The sequence below is a fragment of the Catalinimonas locisalis genome, from assembly GCF_038039535.1.
Taxonomy (GTDB): domain Bacteria; phylum Bacteroidota; class Bacteroidia; order Cytophagales; family Cyclobacteriaceae; genus Catalinimonas.
Genome location: NZ_JBBPHP010000007.1, coordinates 151,193 through 166,069, shown reverse-complemented (window position 1 = coordinate 166,069; position 14,877 = coordinate 151,193). Strand labels below are relative to the sequence as shown.

Below are 14,877 nucleotides of genomic sequence, written 5' to 3'. Positions count from 1 at the left end.
GCCTGCTTTCCAACCCTCTTTACACTTCTGGTGTCTAAAGAACAGATAAGCAACAAAGAATAAGTATCAACCTAAGCCTGGAACTATAGTTTAGCATGCATGATGAAAAAGCGCTTGTCTCCGGATGCATTAAAGGAGAACGGGCAATGCAGAAAGAATTGTATAATCAATTTTCCGGACGGATGCTCGCCGTATGCATGCGCTATTGCAAAAGCCGTGAAGATGCAGAAGATATTTTGCAGGAAGCTTTTGTTAAAGTTTTTAATAACATTGAGTCTTTCCGAAAAGAGTCTTCTCTGGGCTATTGGATCAAGCGCATCGTCATCAACACAGCTTTAAACTACCATCGTAAAAGCGTTTATCTTTATCCACATTTTGATATTGAAGATATGCATGATATCGGTGATGATGACTTAACAATATCTAACCATAATTATAAAGACTTATTAAAGATATTACAGTCATTACCTCAGGGCTGCCAGGTTATATTTAACCTATATGCTGTGGAGGGTTACAAACACAAGGAAATTGCTGATATGCTAAACATCAGTGAGGGCACATCCAAATCACAATATGCTCGTGCCAAGGCATTGATCAAAGACATGATTACGGAAACAGGGGAGGTGAAACATGGCTAATATGGAAAAGAGGTCAGACTTTGAAGATCAGTGGAAGGAAGCATTTGAAGATGCAGAAATTACACCTTCTGCTAACCTATGGAAGAATATAGATAACCAGCTTACCATGCAGGAAAATGGTAAGTATAGAAAGGGATTTATTTTTTATCGTGCGGTAGCTGCGGCCTGTACGCTCTGTCTACTCGCACTGGGATATTATGTGCTGCAAAATAATATGAACAGCAGCAATCGTGAGCTTGCCAATCAGCCCGCTGTACAAAAAACAGCGCCACAGCAGGAAACAAATGATAATCTTGCATTGGAAGACAGCAACGAACAGACTGAGCAAGACAAGCTTAATCAACAGCAGGAAGCTGCTCAGGAAATTATGCCCAAGGATGCTCAATCAAATAGCAATGATACCAATGCCGATAATGCTTCAAAAAGTACAGAAGAGGGTTTCAGCGCAACAACTTTGGCAGACAATGAACAAATCAAACGAAAAAGAACTTTAACAAGCACTTCTTCTGGTCAGTATAATGCCTATGGTGTGGCAGAAGGTGATGGGCTTGAAAACGCGCAGAACAATATCCAGTCGGAAAAGACAATCAGTTTAATAGCCCTGGACTATGTACCCTCCAAGGGACCTAAACTGACTGAGGCTATAATCAATGACTGGACCAAAGACATTGACCGGCTTTACAGAGTGCCTCAGGTAGTAGTTGATGATAAAGCATCTGAACAAAAACCGGAGTTCTTTGCTGGCGTAAATCTGGCTACTAATTACTTTGATCCTAATTTCAGCGCTGGAAGTAATAATACTTTTGCTAATGCCCTAAGACCCTCTGCTGATGAAAGCTCTCAGCCAAATAACCTGGACCAGAGTTTTAGCACATTGTCTTCTCGTAATTCTCCTGCCAACAGTGGCCTGGAAAACAAGCCACAACTTTCTCTATCCTACGGAGTAGATGTCGGGGTGATGCTTACCAAACATATAAGTCTGGAAAGCGGACTGGATTACGGACGTATGAATGCCAGCACACAAACCAGTTGGGTGGCTGAAGATTATGCACAGGGACAACGTATCCCTTTGCTTGCCAGTAATACCCGGGCTGGTGCTGAATTTAGTAACCAGACTCAGTTTACTCCGCAGGAGCTTCAGCTTACAAATTCCTTCGCTTTCTTAGCCATACCATTGAAGCTGGGCTATAACCTTGGGTTTGAACGTATAAATTTTAACCTAAGCTCAGGAGTAGCCGCCAATTTCTTTCTTAACAACCGGCTTTCCGATGAGAGCGGACAACTTAACACGGTAAATATCAGTGCCAGCAGTGATAGTCCTTACCGCCCTGTTTACTATAGTGGAGTGGTTAGTAGCGGGGTCAACTATCTGATTGCCAGCAACTATGCTGTTTCAGTGTCGCCCAACTACAACTTTTCCCTCAGTGCACTTACTGAAGATGGAAACAACTTCAGTAGTCAGCCCAACGCTTTTGGAGTAGACTTTGGAATACGCTATAATTTCCGATAACCACCAAGAAAGACCGAAGTGAAGTACTTCGGTCTCATTAAAAAGCTAAAACCTGTCAAGCTTCTTTTTTTCTTAGAAATTAAGACACTGCATTGTGGTAGAAAGTAGCTTCGTTTGGAAGTAAAAATAACAGGTAGTTCATCAATCTCATACCCAGTCAGTTACTTCTTTGGAAGTAGTATTCACGGAGCTTAATTTAGCCGGATACGCAAGCTTGTGATGAATTCAGTCTCCGTAATATTACCCTTCAGAAATGCTGAACAAACCTTAGCGGATGCTATCAAAAGTATCTTAGATCAATCATTGAATGACTTTGAATTACTACTGGTGGATAATGCTTCTACCGATGGCAGTTCAGCCATTGCCCGGTCATTTGCCCATACACATGATTGTATTCACATCATTGAGGAGGCTGAGTCAGGCCTGGTTAGAGCTTTAAATACCGGTCTGGCTCACGCAAAAGGTAAGTACATTGCTCGTATGGATGCTGACGATATTGCCTATCCAGACAGGCTCAGGCTTCAGTACCAGTACCTTGAACAAAACCTTTCGGTAGATGTGATAGCCTGCAAGGTGGTCTTTGATAAGGATAATTACTCCAAAGGAATACAAGCCTATGTACGATGGTCTAATGCTATCATAACGCACGAAGAAATATTGCTCAACCGCTTTGTGGATTCCCCCGTTATTCATCCCAGTATCATGTTCAGGAGGTCATTGCTCTTCCGCTTTGGGAGCTACCTTGAAGGTGATTTTCCTGAGGACTTTGAGTTGTGGCTTCGCTGGATGGATCAGGGCGTACGTTTTTATAAGCTTCCTGAGGTATTACTCTACTGGCGTGATAGCGAGGAAAGGCTCACGCGTAACAACCAACGCTACCGCTCAGAAGCATTTTATCGTACCAAAACAGAATACCTGTTCAAGTGGCTCCAAAAAAATAATCCATTTCATCCCCAAGTTGTGATTTGGGGTGGCGGACGAAAAAGCAGGCAAAGAGCCAGATTGTTGGAAGATAAAGGTATAGAAGTCTCCGCTTACATTGATATCGTCCCAAATAAAACCACTTCAAAACCTTGTATCCATTACCTGGATATAGAAAATCCCGGAAAATATTTCATCTTATCCTACGTGAGCAACCGCGGACAAAGAGAGAAAATCAGAAGTTACCTCCTCCAAAAAGATTATCAGGAAGGCATACATTTTTTACTTATCGGCTAGCCTTAGCCTAAGGCCACATCCAGCACCATCATAATGGTAAAGCCCAGCATGGCCCCAACCGTAGCAATGTCAGTATTTTTATTGTACTGTGACTCAGGAATCAGTTCTTCTATCACTACAAATATCATTGCCCCTGCGGCGAAAGAAAGAGCATAAGGTAATATCGGACGAAACACAAGTACAGCAGCAGCTCCTATTACACCAGCAATCGGTTCTACCAGCCCCGAAAGCTGACCGTACCAAAAGCTCTTTCTCCTGCTCAAACCCTCTCTTCGGAGTGGTACCGATACCGAAAGTCCTTCAGGAAAATTCTGGATGCCAATACCTAAAGCCAGTACCATAGCAGTAGCTAAAGTGGATGTGGAGGATACATCAGCAGCAATTGCTCCAAAGGCCACACCTACAGCTAGTCCTTCCGGTATATTATGTAAAGTGATGGCCAGTACCAACAAAATACTACGGTGCCATTGGGTATGTACGCCTTCAGCTTCTGAGGTAGGAAACCCAAGATGAAGGTGAGGCAATACTTTATCTATTCCGAAAAGGAATGCGCCTCCCAGCAAAAAACCTCCGGCAGCAGGTATCCAACTGGCTACTTCTCCCTGCTCTTCGGCCATTTCAATACCTGGAGCCAGCAAAGACCAATAGCTGGCGGCAATCATTACTCCCGCGGCAAAGCCCAGCATGCCGTCCATAAACTTCTGATTGATACGCTTAAAGAAAAAAACAAGGCTGGCTCCCAGGGCAGTCATAAACCAGGTAAAGTAGGTGGCTACCAAAGCCTGAGTAACCGGGTGGAGCGTGCGCATCCATGATTCAATAATTTCAAACATATGGGATAAACCAGAAGGCCTTTAAGATGTTGGCTAAACAGATAAGTCTTTGAGTAATCTGAAAACGCTGAGTATTGTTCATCCTTAAAACCAGCTAACTCACCGTAGATATAGCTGACTTCACATTTTCACCTTGTAAATAGAAACCAATTCAGGTATTTTTCTGTCATGAAAATTATTAGATATCTTTCGTTTCCTATTCTCGCCACAGGTTTAGTCTTAATAGCATGCACACTCTTTTTAGACTTAATTGGAGTAGATATAACATCTTTCTTTTTTATGGTTATTTCTTTCCTGAATAGAATCACTCCAATCTTAGTAGGCATATTCATCATTTATTTTGGCATGCGTTATTTGCAAACCCGGCCCTCCCAAAACAACCAGTTATCATTTGACCAGCAGACAAATCAGTCTATACTAAAAATTGCAGTACGATCAGGTGAGAAATTATTGCTACTTTCTCTGGATAAGATTGCGTCCATCTATGCGCGCCATAATTATGTATATGCATATACTGATGAAGGAAAAGAATATCTGGTGGAGCATACTTTGGCAGAATTAGAAAATAAACTCCCCAGTAATTTTGTGAGGGTACATCGTTCCACTATTATCAATGAAGACTATGTTGTAAGTATTGAAAAAGAAAAAGGAGGAAAACATATCATTACCCTGGATGACCAAAAAAACAAGAAAATACATGTGAGTCAGTCCTATGGACAGGTAGTGAGAAAGATGACAGCTTTGTAAAGCTGCCTAACATTGTTGTATCTTGAAAGCTCTTTTTTTAATCTTTAAAACTACTTTTTTATGGAATACAGAGCTTTTGGAAATACAGACTTAAAGGTAAGTGAGGTGGGTTTTGGAGCCTGGGGCATCGGTGGTCCGGCAATGGCAGGTGATATCCCTATCGGCTGGGGCGATGTGCAGGATGAAACTTCCATCAAAGCATTGCAAAAAGCTTTTGAGCTAGGCATGAACTTTTATGATACCGCTGACTTTTATGGCCTCGGGCATTCTGAGGAATTGATTGGAAATGTTTTTGGCAATCGCCAGGACATTATTGTTGCCAGCAAAGTAGGGCACCGACTGGCCAATGACCAATCCATCTTTGTAGACTATTCCAAACAATACATCCTGAAAGCCTGCGAAGACAGTCTGCGACGGCTTAAGCGAGATACGATTGACTATTACCAACTTCATACTGCCAAAAAAGCTGACCTTGAGAAAGGCGAATGTGTGGAAGCGCTGGAGCAATTGAAGCAGGAAGGAAAAATCCGCTACTGGGGCCTGAGCTTGAATACATATGCGCCTGAACCTGAGGCGGAATACATGTTCAAAAACCAAATAGGTAGTGGTTTTCAGTTGGTTTTTAATATAATAAATCAACAGGCACTTGGTGTTTTTGAAAGAGCAAAAGAGCAGGGCATGGGAATCATCGTTCGTATGCCGCTTCAATTCGGTCTGCTGACAGGAAAATTTTCCAAAGGAACTCGCTTTGAAACCAATGACCATCGTCACTTTCGCCTCACCCCTGAGATTCTTGCTACTTCACTGGATGCCTTGGAAGAGGTATGGCCGCTTTGTGAGAAGTATGGAATAAGCAAGACTGAGCTGAGCATGAGTTTCATTCTCAGTTTTGAGGAGGTGTCTACTGTAATTCCGGGAATTAAAACGCCGGAACAAGCTGAGAAAAATACGCAGGGAATCGTAAAGCTTTCCGCTGAAGATAGAAAGTTCATCTCTTCTCTTTTTGAAAGCAGGTTCAAAAAAGTTTTACAACAGATGCAGCAGCACGGTTAAGTATTTCTCTTCTGAGCGCTGTAAATCTTCCAGATATTCGTTGGGAGCAAAATTTGTTAGGGAGCAACAAGCCTGATTATTTCAGCCTTGCTTCCCGACAAATTCAATAATCTGCTTACTGAGTTTATCCGCACTTTTGATACAATCACTTACAGAAATGCCTCCGCGAAAGTTTCCTCCAATAAAGAAGCCAGGATGTGTTTCTTCAAACTGTTGAAAATACGCTTCATGCAGGGCATGACCAATGTTATATTGAGGAATAGCTTGGGGCCATACTTTACTTTCTACCAGTACAGGATCATCCGGCTCAGCAATCATCATTATCTGCTTAAACTCTCTGATTACCTCTTTTTTCTTGGCTTCCAGATCTTCCTGAAGCAAATCAGGCTTACGTGCTCCTCCCACAAAAAGCGTAAAAGTAGCATACTCATCTTCTGCCCTACCTTCAAATATGACAGAGCTCCAGATTGCACCCAAAAACGGCCTCCTCTCCTGCCCCGGTATCAGAAAGCCAAAGCCATCTAAAGACTGACGTATCGCTTTTCGGCGAAAAGCCAGGTAGAGCACCATGACCGGAGGATAATAGATTGCCTCCAGATGCTCGGTGAGTGTAGCATCCCAAAAACGAACAGCCGTAGATAAATGATAAGCAGGGATGGTAGAAAGTATGATAGCTGCCTCTGAAAGTTTTAATTCTCCATTCTTCCTAATGCTTAGCTGATACTTATTACTTTCGGTTGATTCTATTTTTTCAACTTCACTTCCGTACTGTATACTACTTCTCAGTTGATGGGCCAATGCATTGGGCAAGGTTTGCATACCTCCTTTGAAAGAAAACTGCTGAGCACTTTGCTTAGACTTTTCGCCACTTTTTTTTCTCTCCCTTGCCCCTGCAATCGCTCCTTTGATCAGGCTTCCATATTTTTCTTCCAGGGCATACAGCTTAGACATAGCCGATTTGACGCTAAGCTTCTCAGGATTACCCGCATAAATGCCGGAAATAAACGGATCCACCGCATTTGTCAAAAACTCTTCTCCCAACCTGTGCCTGACAAAATTGGCAATACTGATATCTTCTGTAGGATCTGTTTTTTTTACAAAAGGCTCTTTGAGCAAACGAAATTTAGCAGCAGTAGAAAAAAGGTCTGTGCCTAAAAATGAGAAAGGTCCGGTGGGTAATGCTATCAAACGATGATTTTTCAGAATATAGCGCTTCTTGGCTTCCTGATTAGCAAAAATCAACTGATCCCTCAAGCCCAGTTCTTCCACCAGTTGGCCTATAAGGGGGGTGGTATCCAGTCCGCTATTAGGGCCATAATCAATCAAAAAACCTTCTTTCTGTGCTGACTGCATAGAACCGCCCGGCTCAGTTCTGGCCTCTAAAATTTCCACTTCCAGACCGGCCTTCTTGAGCCAGTATGCAGTACTCAAGCCGCTAATTCCTGCTCCTAAAATGACTATCTTATTTTTTACCATAATCAGATTTTCTTTCCGGTAATACTATGAAAGTTATGTAATACATATCAATATTTGCGTTAGTCTTTTCATTATCTACGACAATTTCCTAACTCAACCATCAGTATAAAAATAATAATATGGAGCTATGTCTTGTTTAACTACAGATAGGACTAGATATAACAAAGCAAATTTTTTCTATCATTAGGAGGATAAATAGATATACTAATCCATAAAAATGCTTAATTTAAGCACACCTATACTTACTTTTTTGGGGTTAGATTTAGGTTATATGGGACTAAAAAAAATGGAAAAAGAACAAGCATTTTACAAATCAGAACTTGAACCGGTATCTCTTTGGGGAAAACTAAAGGGACAGAAAGTAGAAAAGAACGCCGTAATTGAGATTAACAATTTACTTTCTGAAAAAGCAGTAATGGACGTTACGGCAGAAGATATACAGGAGATCATGGATAAGTATGGACTCAACCTCTATAAGGACTTTGATGATGGCTCTATGCGGGAGCTTTATAAAAAGTACCTGCGTTTTTGCTTTGACGATAACCATCTGGATTCTGAAGAAATTACCCGCTTGAGGCACCTCAAAAAGTTGCTAGGGCTTACCGACAAAGCGGTTGAAATCGCTAACCATCAAATCTGCCAGGAAGTATACGAACGTGAACTTGAAGCAGCCCTGGAAGATAACCGACTGGACGAAAAAGAACTTCAATTTCTGAAGCAACTTCAGAATACCCTGCAGCTTCCGCAATCATGGGTAGATTCTATCTACCAACATAAGGCGCAAAGCATCATCATCAGGTTTGTCAAAGGCGCAATAGAGGATAAACGTTTGTCTCCTGACGAAGAGCAGGAACTTCAGGCGCTGATTGATAATCTGGATATAGACCCTCAGCTAGACACAGCCACACAAGCCGAGTTGGCCAAGTACCGTCTTTTTTGGCAAATAGAAAATGGGGAACTTCCCAGTATTTATGTTCCAATCAAACTTAAAGCTGAAGAACAAGCCTATTTTCTGACAGATGTGCATGCCATTGAAGGGCGAAAAAGTGAAAAAGAAGAGCCTGCTGCCCAATCGCTTCGTGTAAAGCTTTCAAAAAGTAACTATTGGCATCCTGAGTACTCAGCACCTTTCACTGCTGAAGAAAAACTTTGGAAAAGTATGACCCAGGGAAAAGCTTATATCACCAGCCAAAGAATTATTCTTAGAGAAAAAGAAAATGAGAAGTCAGTCAAACTTAGTGTAATTAAAGACTTCGCAGTATATCCTAATGGACTTATGCTGGTCCGTGAAAAGCAAAAGAAGATGTTTCTGCAAACCAACGCCAATACTGATGTTTTTTCTATGATTTTAGGCAGAGTACTAAGAAATTTATAGGTCTGATTAATAAAATGCGCTTCAATATTTGTAATGCCTCTGGTTCACACATAACTTGAGGCAGTTTTTTTGTAATCAGGCCGCACTATGATCAGTATTCAGCAGCTTACTTTTCAGTATAATGCTCATTCCACCCCAATTCATTTTCCCGACTGGCAGGTGGGCCAGGGAGAGCAGGCGTTAATTCTTGGCTCCTCGGGAAGCGGCAAAACTACGCTGCTTCACCTTCTGGCAGGGCTTTTGAAGCCTAGCGAGGGCAAAGTAAGGGTCGGGGAAGAAAATCTCGCCAGCTTGCCAAGTACCAAGCTTGATAAGTACAGAGGCAGAAATATTGGGCTGGTATTTCAAAAACCCCATCTGCTTAATTCGCTTACCCTGGAGCAGAATCTGCTGTTGGCTCAGTATATGGCTGGTTTAAAACAAGATCATCAACGTGTGCAAACCGTCATAGAAACATTAGGGTTGACTCACCGTAGAAAAGCGCTGGTACACACTTTAAGTCAGGGAGAGGCACAGAGAGCATCCATTGCCCGCTCCGTGCTCAATACCCCTAAGGTAATTCTGGCCGATGAGCCAACTTCCAGCCTTGACGATGAAAACTGTGAAAAAGTATTGGCGATACTAAGAGAACAGGCCCAGTCTTATCAGGCTACTCTTGTCATTGCCACTCACGACAAGCGTGTAAAAGATATTATAAACAAGCACTATATAATGCGCTGATATGAACTTATTGCTACTTAGCTGGAGCTACATCAAAACCAAACCGCTAAATACCATACTCAATATCCTGCTACTCAGTTTGGGTATAGCGATCATTACCGTATTATTGTTGCTCAGTCGCCAGATGGAAGAGTCTCTGACGCAAAATAGCAAGGGAATAGACCTGGTAGTAGGTGCCAAGGGCAGTCCTTTACAAATCATTCTTTCCAGCGTATTCCACATAGATTATCCCACCGGAAATATATCCCTTCAGGAAGCAAAAAACTTATCGCGCAACCGACTCATACGGAATACCATTCCTATGGCTCTGGGTGACAGTTACCAGGGCACCAGAATCGTAGGTACAACTTATGAATACCTGGAACTGTATAATGCAGAAATAGCAGAAGGTGAATTGTGGACTGAGGTAATGGAAGTTACATTAGGCGCACAAGCTGCCCAGGAGTTGGGCTTAAATGTAGGCGATACCTTTAATAGTAGTCATGGTCTGGCTGATGATGATATCAATGTCCATGATGAAAAACCTTATCAGGTAGCAGGCATATTGGCCCCTACACGTTCGGTAGTAGATAATTTGATTCTGACTGCAGTAGAAAGTGTCTGGGAAACCCATGCTACGCATGAAGCAGCCGCCAGTGACAGCAGTACCTATGCCGAAGAAGAACATGAACAATCACATTCAGAATCAGAAATACATCACACATATGTATACGATTCTATTGCCACTCAGGGATTGCCTCAGGGGGATGCGGATGATCAGATTACTTCTTTATTAGTTCAATACCGTTCTCCGATGGCGGCTGTGCAGCTGCCCCGCTACATCAATGAGCGTAGTAATATGCAGGCGGCTTCTCCTCCTTTTGAGACCGCACGCTTATTTTCTTTAGTAGGCGTTGGCGTTGATCTGTTACAAGCTTTTGCTTTCGTCATCATATTTATAGCTGGGCTTAGTATTTTCATTGCCCTGTATAACGCCCTGAAAGAAAGAAAATACGATCTGGCAATCATGCGGTCGCTGGGAGCCAGTAAGACTAAACTTTTTGTACACGTGATTCTGGAAGGCCTCATTATCACCTTGTTGGGTAGCGTATTGGGTTTGTTATTAGGGCATATCACTACGGCTGTATTAGGCACTTTTTTTTCTCAGTCCGATCAAATCGGGCTTTCACCTTTCAGACTTCTTCCCGAAGAATATTTGGTGCTAGCTGGAAGCTTACTCATTGGCGTAATTGCTTCGGTAATCCCTGCCATAAATGCTTATCGCACCAATATTTCCTCCGTACTTTCTCAAGGATAATTGTTAGTCATAGCAAACAAACTATAAAAGCAGAATAATATTTTGTTTTTATAGTTTAAGCTATTAGGCTACCAAAGCATATTTGGTCTAATTACGAATTTTTAAAAATTTTGACTTTATTTTTCATAAAGTTAACTTTTTAGTATTCTATTTTGAACAATTGTTTTCAATACGCTTATTTTTTTGCAATTCTTTTTATTTTCAAAATTAATCCTTTTATTAGCAACGAAAACCTGAATTTGACTCATTTTACAGTATTTAATACGGATTTTTAGTCATTTTTCCATTGTATATTTGTTTATCATGCCTATCAAAAACCATTATTTATGAAAAAAATTGAAGCCATCATTCGGACTTCCAAATTTGAAGAGGTTGTAGAAGCGCTGGCAGCGGTAGGAGTCACTTTTCTATCCTTTTATGATGTAAAAGGTCATGGCCTGGAAAAAGAATACCACACCTACCGTGGTGCTACTTACGATGTAGGATACATACCTCGTACTAAGCTTGAGATCATTGTTTCAGATGGATTTCTTCAAAAAGCAGTGGATACCATCCTTAATGTGGGTCGCACCGGAAAGGTGGGAGACGGTAAAATTTTCGTGACTCATGTAGAGGAAGTATACCGCATCCGCAACGGAGAGAAAGGGACTGAAGCACTGAACTAAAATATCACTTAAGCAAAGTTAAATTCTTAAAACATTATGGAAGCACTATTTACGACAAACAATCTATGGATGATGATGGCTACCATCCTGGTTTTTATTATGCACCTGGGATTTGCCACTCTCGAGACCGGCCTCACTCAATCTAAAAACACTGTCAATATCCTATTCAAAAATGCCACTATCCTGCCAATAGGCCTGCTCACCTACGCACTCTGGGGCTTTAACATCATGTATCCCGGTGGAGATTTTGCCGGTAGTTTCTTCGGCTTTGCCGGGTTTGGTCTTACTCTTCCTGAGGGTGCCAACAATGGCGGTTATAACGAAGCGTACACCTACTACACTGATTTTCTATTTCAGGCCATGTTTGCTGCTACTGCTGCTACCATCGTCTCGGGTGCAGTAGCTGAAAGAATTAAACTTAACAGCTTTTTAGTCTTCACGCTTATTTATGTCGGTTTCTGCTACCCTATCGTTGGTATGTGGAAATGGGGTGGTGGTTTTCTTGATGCCCTGGAAACTCCGTTTTATGATTTCGCAGGTTCTACCATCGTTCACTCCGTAGGGGGATGGGCAGCCTTGGCCGGTGTTATGCTGTTAGGTGCCCGTCGTGGAAAATACATTGACGGAAAAATTCGCCCTATTCCTGGTCATAGTATGCCTTTTGCTACTGTTGGGGTATTTCTTCTTTGGTTTGGATGGTATGGTTTTAACGGTGGATCTGTATTAAGTGCTGATCCCGGTCTGGTATCTTTAGTCTTTGTAACTACTACGCTGGCGGCTGCTGCCGGTGCTTTAGGTGCCCTCGTCACTTCAGTTATTGTTGTAAAGTCCAATGACCTTACTATGGTACTCAATGGTATACTTGGTGGGCTGGTAGGTATCACTGCGGGAGCGGACCAAATGGGGATTACTGACGCTATCATCATCGGGCTTGTTGCCGGTGCATTGGTCGTCTGTGCCGTGGTTTTGTTTGACCGTTTACGTTTAGATGATCCTGTAGGAGCAATTTCAGTTCACCTGATGTGTGGCGTGTGGGGTACTTTGGCAGTAGGCTTATTTGGAGAACTTGCCAGCGGTGCTCAACTCATCAGTCAGTTGATTGGCATTGTATCAGTAGGTGTATTCTGCTTTGCTACCTCACTGCTCATTTTTTACGTACTGAAAGCAACGATCGGCATAAGAGTATCCAAAGAAGAAGAAACAGAAGGACTGGATATAGGAGAGCACAAAATGAGAGCTTACCCCGATATGCACAAAAATGTAGAAGAAGTATACTCTTAATTGAAATAACATCATAAGAAACCCCTGCTCAATAATTTGAGCAGGGGTTTCTTTTTTAGTGAGCGCCTACTTTTTCACGCTCTTTCACGCTCGGTCCGTTTCCGGGAAGAGTTACTCCCGGCGGCAGATCCAGTTCCGGAAAGTCAAATTCAATCGGAAGCCCTCCATCGTTATTTGACTGGTTGGACTGACGATTTTTTAAAGCATTAATAATGACCAGTACGGTACCAAATGCCAATACAAAAGAAGCTATGATAAAGTCTATAGCCATGTTTACTGATGGATTTTGAAATAACACAAATGATTTACAGGCGAAATGAATCCGCGGCTTAAAGGTAGTAATGCCAGTACAAAAACTGAACCCGAATTGATTCCGAGTATCTACTATTTTTATCAGTCTGATACTAAATACTATTCATATTTTGCCAGCAGGCTTTAACCAATAAAAAAACACACTTCTTTCTATTTTATTGTAAAAAACTTACCAAGCTCCCCTCAACCTTCTCATCTGTTTTTTACCTTTGTACGAATAATCCCCAGATTGTCCTGTGCAATAGCATGAAGCTTGGGGAAAAATGTTACAATCATACCTAAAAGTAGAATATGGAAGTTAAAGGAAAGCTAATTGAGATTTTTGACACTACGCAGATCAATGATCGCTTTCAGAAAAGAGAGTTTGTAATTGAGTATGCCGATAACCCGCAATACCCTGAGTACGTCAAATTTGAAGCAATACAGGATCGCTGTGCTATGCTGGATGAATTTAAGGTAGGTGATGAAGTTACAGTTTCTTTCAATCTGAAAGGGCGTAAATGGACAGATCGGCAGGGAGAAACCAAGTATTTTAATTCATTACAGGCATGGCGAATGCAGAAAGGAGCAGAAACCTCTTCTTCTCCTACGCATGAGGCATCCTCTACCGATGATTTGCCCTTCGCTGATGACGGGGGTGATGAAGATGATTTGCCTTTTTGATGGAGTCTAGATTTCCTGATCATAATATTTGTTAGTAAAACATACGGCTTATTTGTATTTATTATAAATAAGCCTATTTTTGCAGACATGTCATCAGTCAGAGTAATATTTTGTAATGAGAGTGGCTGTCTGTATCAGGATGATCAGAAGGGTTGCTTTATATTGGAATATGGAGGGTACAGCTCTTCACTTTCTGTACCCTGCTTTTTTTGTGTAAAAAAGAGCCTGGATAAGATCAATATTCCTGCTATGATTGAGAACATCAGCATGGCTTCTGACATTGAAATTATTTCCCCTCATGGTTGTGACCGTTGTTTCGTTCTATCAGTAACTGAATTGTTAGGCCTTAAAGAGCTTTTTGCCGGTGCTCGCGCGATGCTGGAGCTCAACAGCATCATTCAAGAGCGAATCTACGCTCCGGTACTTACTTAACAGCCTGTTTAGAATTTTTCCGAATTAAGATTCTGGGTAGCATTTTCTGTAACTATCACCGATATTTAGTAGTATAATGTGTAATCCAGATATTAAAAATACATTCATGAAAGATTTATTAAGGTTAAAAACATCTCTTACTGAAGAAGTTGAGAGCTTACTTAACGAACAGATTAAAATGGAGGCCAAATCTTCTGCAACTTACCTTGCTATGGCTTCCTGGTGTGACAGGCATGGGTTTGATAATAGTGCAGGTTTCTTCTATAGCCAATCAGAGGAAGAAAGGGCTCACATGATGAAAATCTTCAAATATATTAATGATCTGGGCGGTGCAGCGGTTTCTCCCGAGATTACGAATATCTCTTCTGAGTTTGATTCTTTCAGGGGCATATTTGAAGAGGCACTACAGCAGGAAATTGCAGTAACTCAGTCGCTCAACCGCATTGCTGCCAAATGCCAGAAGTTACAGGACTTCACTACGTTCAACTTCCTGGCCTGGTTCCTAAATGAGCAGGTAGAAGAAGAATACATTGCTCGCCGTTGCCTGGAGCTCTTTGAAGTTATCGGCGAAGAAGGCGTAGGCCGTTATACAATTGACAAACAAATTGCACAAGTGAAGTACGAGGCTTAAATTTGCCTTCTCAACACTCAAAATTT

At 41.8% G+C, this 14,877-nt stretch carries 16 protein-coding genes; 13 read left to right on the top strand and 3 right to left on the bottom strand.

The genetic code is table 11. From position 1 onward, the window contains the following. The first annotated feature begins 95 nt into the window (after window positions 1–95). From WJR50_RS11850 to WJR50_RS11840, 3 genes are all read left to right on the top strand, one after another. Window positions 96–638: an RNA polymerase sigma factor gene (locus tag WJR50_RS11850; protein ID WP_341293489.1), complete on the top strand. Its 543-nt coding sequence runs from the start codon at window positions 96–98 to the stop codon at window positions 636–638. Between the two features lies 1 nt (window position 639). Beyond that, window positions 640–2,148, top strand: coding sequence for a hypothetical protein (locus tag WJR50_RS11845; protein ID WP_341293488.1), 1,509 nt, complete (start codon window positions 640–642; stop codon window positions 2,146–2,148). A gap of 219 nt (window positions 2,149–2,367) precedes the next feature. Next, a complete protein-coding gene (locus tag WJR50_RS11840) occupies window positions 2,368–3,366 on the top strand; it encodes a glycosyltransferase family 2 protein (RefSeq protein ID WP_341293487.1) in 999 nt (332 codons plus the stop codon). Window positions 3,367–3,368: 2 nt separating this feature from the next. On the opposite strand, the gene WJR50_RS11835 is transcribed toward WJR50_RS11840, so the two are convergent. Continuing rightward, on the bottom strand, window positions 3,369–4,199 hold the full coding sequence (locus WJR50_RS11835) for a ZIP family metal transporter (RefSeq protein WP_341293486.1): 831 nt from the start codon (window positions 4,197–4,199) through the stop codon (window positions 3,369–3,371). Window positions 4,200–4,478: 279 nt separating this feature from the next. Here WJR50_RS11835 and WJR50_RS11830 point away from each other — a divergent pair, with 279 nt between their 5' ends. Together WJR50_RS11830 and WJR50_RS11825 are read left to right on the top strand one after the other, a co-directional pair. Then, on the top strand, window positions 4,479–4,946 hold the full coding sequence (locus WJR50_RS11830; RefSeq protein WP_341293485.1) for a LytR/AlgR family response regulator transcription factor: 468 nt from the start codon (window positions 4,479–4,481) through the stop codon (window positions 4,944–4,946). Window positions 4,947–5,006: 60 nt separating this feature from the next. Further along, window positions 5,007–5,999 carry an aldo/keto reductase gene (locus WJR50_RS11825; protein WP_341293484.1) on the top strand — a complete coding sequence of 331 codons (993 nt, stop codon included), beginning with the start codon at window positions 5,007–5,009 and terminating at the stop codon, window positions 5,997–5,999. A gap of 81 nt (window positions 6,000–6,080) precedes the next feature. Here the strand turns inward: WJR50_RS11825 and hemG are convergent, their stop codons facing one another. Beyond that, a complete protein-coding gene (gene hemG, locus WJR50_RS11820; protein WP_341293483.1) occupies window positions 6,081–7,475 on the bottom strand; it encodes a protoporphyrinogen oxidase in 1,395 nt (464 codons plus the stop codon). 286 nt (window positions 7,476–7,761) lie between these two features. Between hemG and WJR50_RS11815 the strand changes: the two genes are divergently transcribed. The 5 genes from WJR50_RS11815 (at window position 7,762) to WJR50_RS11795 (ending at window position 12,813) form a co-directional block, all read left to right on the top strand. Next, entirely contained in the window at window positions 7,762–8,850 is a 1,089-nt protein-coding gene (locus WJR50_RS11815) for a hypothetical protein (RefSeq protein ID WP_341293482.1), read from the top strand. Between the two features lie 87 nt (window positions 8,851–8,937). After that, window positions 8,938–9,570, top strand: a complete 633-nt coding sequence (locus tag WJR50_RS11810; RefSeq protein WP_341293481.1) for an ABC transporter ATP-binding protein — start codon at window positions 8,938–8,940, stop codon at window positions 9,568–9,570. A 1-nt stretch (window position 9,571) separates the two neighbouring features. Continuing rightward, on the top strand, window positions 9,572–10,867 hold the full coding sequence (locus WJR50_RS11805; protein ID WP_341293480.1) for an ABC transporter permease: 1,296 nt from the start codon (window positions 9,572–9,574) through the stop codon (window positions 10,865–10,867). A gap of 326 nt (window positions 10,868–11,193) precedes the next feature. Next, complete coding sequence (locus WJR50_RS11800) at window positions 11,194–11,532, top strand: P-II family nitrogen regulator (protein ID WP_341293479.1); 339 nt, start codon at window positions 11,194–11,196, stop codon at window positions 11,530–11,532. A 33-nt stretch (window positions 11,533–11,565) separates the two neighbouring features. Further along, window positions 11,566–12,813, top strand: coding sequence for an ammonium transporter (locus WJR50_RS11795; RefSeq protein WP_341293580.1), 1,248 nt, complete (start codon window positions 11,566–11,568; stop codon window positions 12,811–12,813). Window positions 12,814–12,868: 55 nt separating this feature from the next. Here the strand turns inward: WJR50_RS11795 and WJR50_RS11790 are convergent, their stop codons facing one another. Beyond that, a complete protein-coding gene (locus WJR50_RS11790; RefSeq protein WP_341293478.1) occupies window positions 12,869–13,084 on the bottom strand; it encodes a hypothetical protein in 216 nt (71 codons plus the stop codon). A gap of 332 nt (window positions 13,085–13,416) precedes the next feature. Between WJR50_RS11790 and WJR50_RS11785 the strand changes: the two genes are divergently transcribed. The 3 genes from WJR50_RS11785 (at window position 13,417) to WJR50_RS11775 (ending at window position 14,851) form a co-directional block, all read left to right on the top strand. Further along, entirely contained in the window at window positions 13,417–13,788 is a 372-nt protein-coding gene (locus tag WJR50_RS11785) for a DUF3127 domain-containing protein (RefSeq protein WP_341293477.1), read from the top strand. Between the two features lie 87 nt (window positions 13,789–13,875). Beyond that, window positions 13,876–14,220: a hypothetical protein gene (locus WJR50_RS11780; protein WP_341293476.1), complete on the top strand. Its 345-nt coding sequence runs from the start codon at window positions 13,876–13,878 to the stop codon at window positions 14,218–14,220. 106 nt (window positions 14,221–14,326) lie between these two features. Continuing rightward, complete coding sequence (locus WJR50_RS11775) at window positions 14,327–14,851, top strand: ferritin (protein WP_341293475.1); 525 nt, start codon at window positions 14,327–14,329, stop codon at window positions 14,849–14,851. The last annotated feature ends 26 nt before the right edge of the window (window positions 14,852–14,877 follow it).

Bases quoted from the DNA above. Each gene is read 5' to 3' on its own strand.
- WJR50_RS11850 (WP_341293489.1), top strand. From the start codon at position 96: ATGCATGATGAAAAAGCGCTTGTCTCCGGATGCATTAAAGGAGAACGG.
- WJR50_RS11845 (WP_341293488.1), top strand. From the start codon at position 640: ATGGAAAAGAGGTCAGACTTTGAAGATCAGTGGAAGGAAGCATTTGAA.
- WJR50_RS11840 (WP_341293487.1), top strand. From the start codon at position 2,368: ATGAATTCAGTCTCCGTAATATTACCCTTCAGAAATGCTGAACAAACC.
- WJR50_RS11835 (WP_341293486.1), bottom strand. From the start codon at position 4,199: ATGTTTGAAATTATTGAATCATGGATGCGCACGCTCCACCCGGTTACT.
- WJR50_RS11830 (WP_341293485.1), top strand. From the start codon at position 4,479: ATGGTTATTTCTTTCCTGAATAGAATCACTCCAATCTTAGTAGGCATA.
- WJR50_RS11825 (WP_341293484.1), top strand. From the start codon at position 5,007: ATGGAATACAGAGCTTTTGGAAATACAGACTTAAAGGTAAGTGAGGTG.
- hemG (WP_341293483.1), bottom strand. From the start codon at position 7,475: ATGGTAAAAAATAAGATAGTCATTTTAGGAGCAGGAATTAGCGGCTTG.
- WJR50_RS11815 (WP_341293482.1), top strand. From the start codon at position 7,762: ATGGAAAAAGAACAAGCATTTTACAAATCAGAACTTGAACCGGTATCT.
- WJR50_RS11810 (WP_341293481.1), top strand. From the start codon at position 8,938: ATGATCAGTATTCAGCAGCTTACTTTTCAGTATAATGCTCATTCCACC.
- WJR50_RS11805 (WP_341293480.1), top strand. From the start codon at position 9,572: ATGAACTTATTGCTACTTAGCTGGAGCTACATCAAAACCAAACCGCTA.
- WJR50_RS11800 (WP_341293479.1), top strand. From the start codon at position 11,194: ATGAAAAAAATTGAAGCCATCATTCGGACTTCCAAATTTGAAGAGGTT.
- WJR50_RS11790 (WP_341293478.1), bottom strand. From the start codon at position 13,084: ATGGCTATAGACTTTATCATAGCTTCTTTTGTATTGGCATTTGGTACC.
- WJR50_RS11785 (WP_341293477.1), top strand. From the start codon at position 13,417: ATGGAAGTTAAAGGAAAGCTAATTGAGATTTTTGACACTACGCAGATC.
- WJR50_RS11780 (WP_341293476.1), top strand. From the start codon at position 13,876: ATGTCATCAGTCAGAGTAATATTTTGTAATGAGAGTGGCTGTCTGTAT.
- WJR50_RS11775 (WP_341293475.1), top strand. From the start codon at position 14,327: ATGAAAGATTTATTAAGGTTAAAAACATCTCTTACTGAAGAAGTTGAG.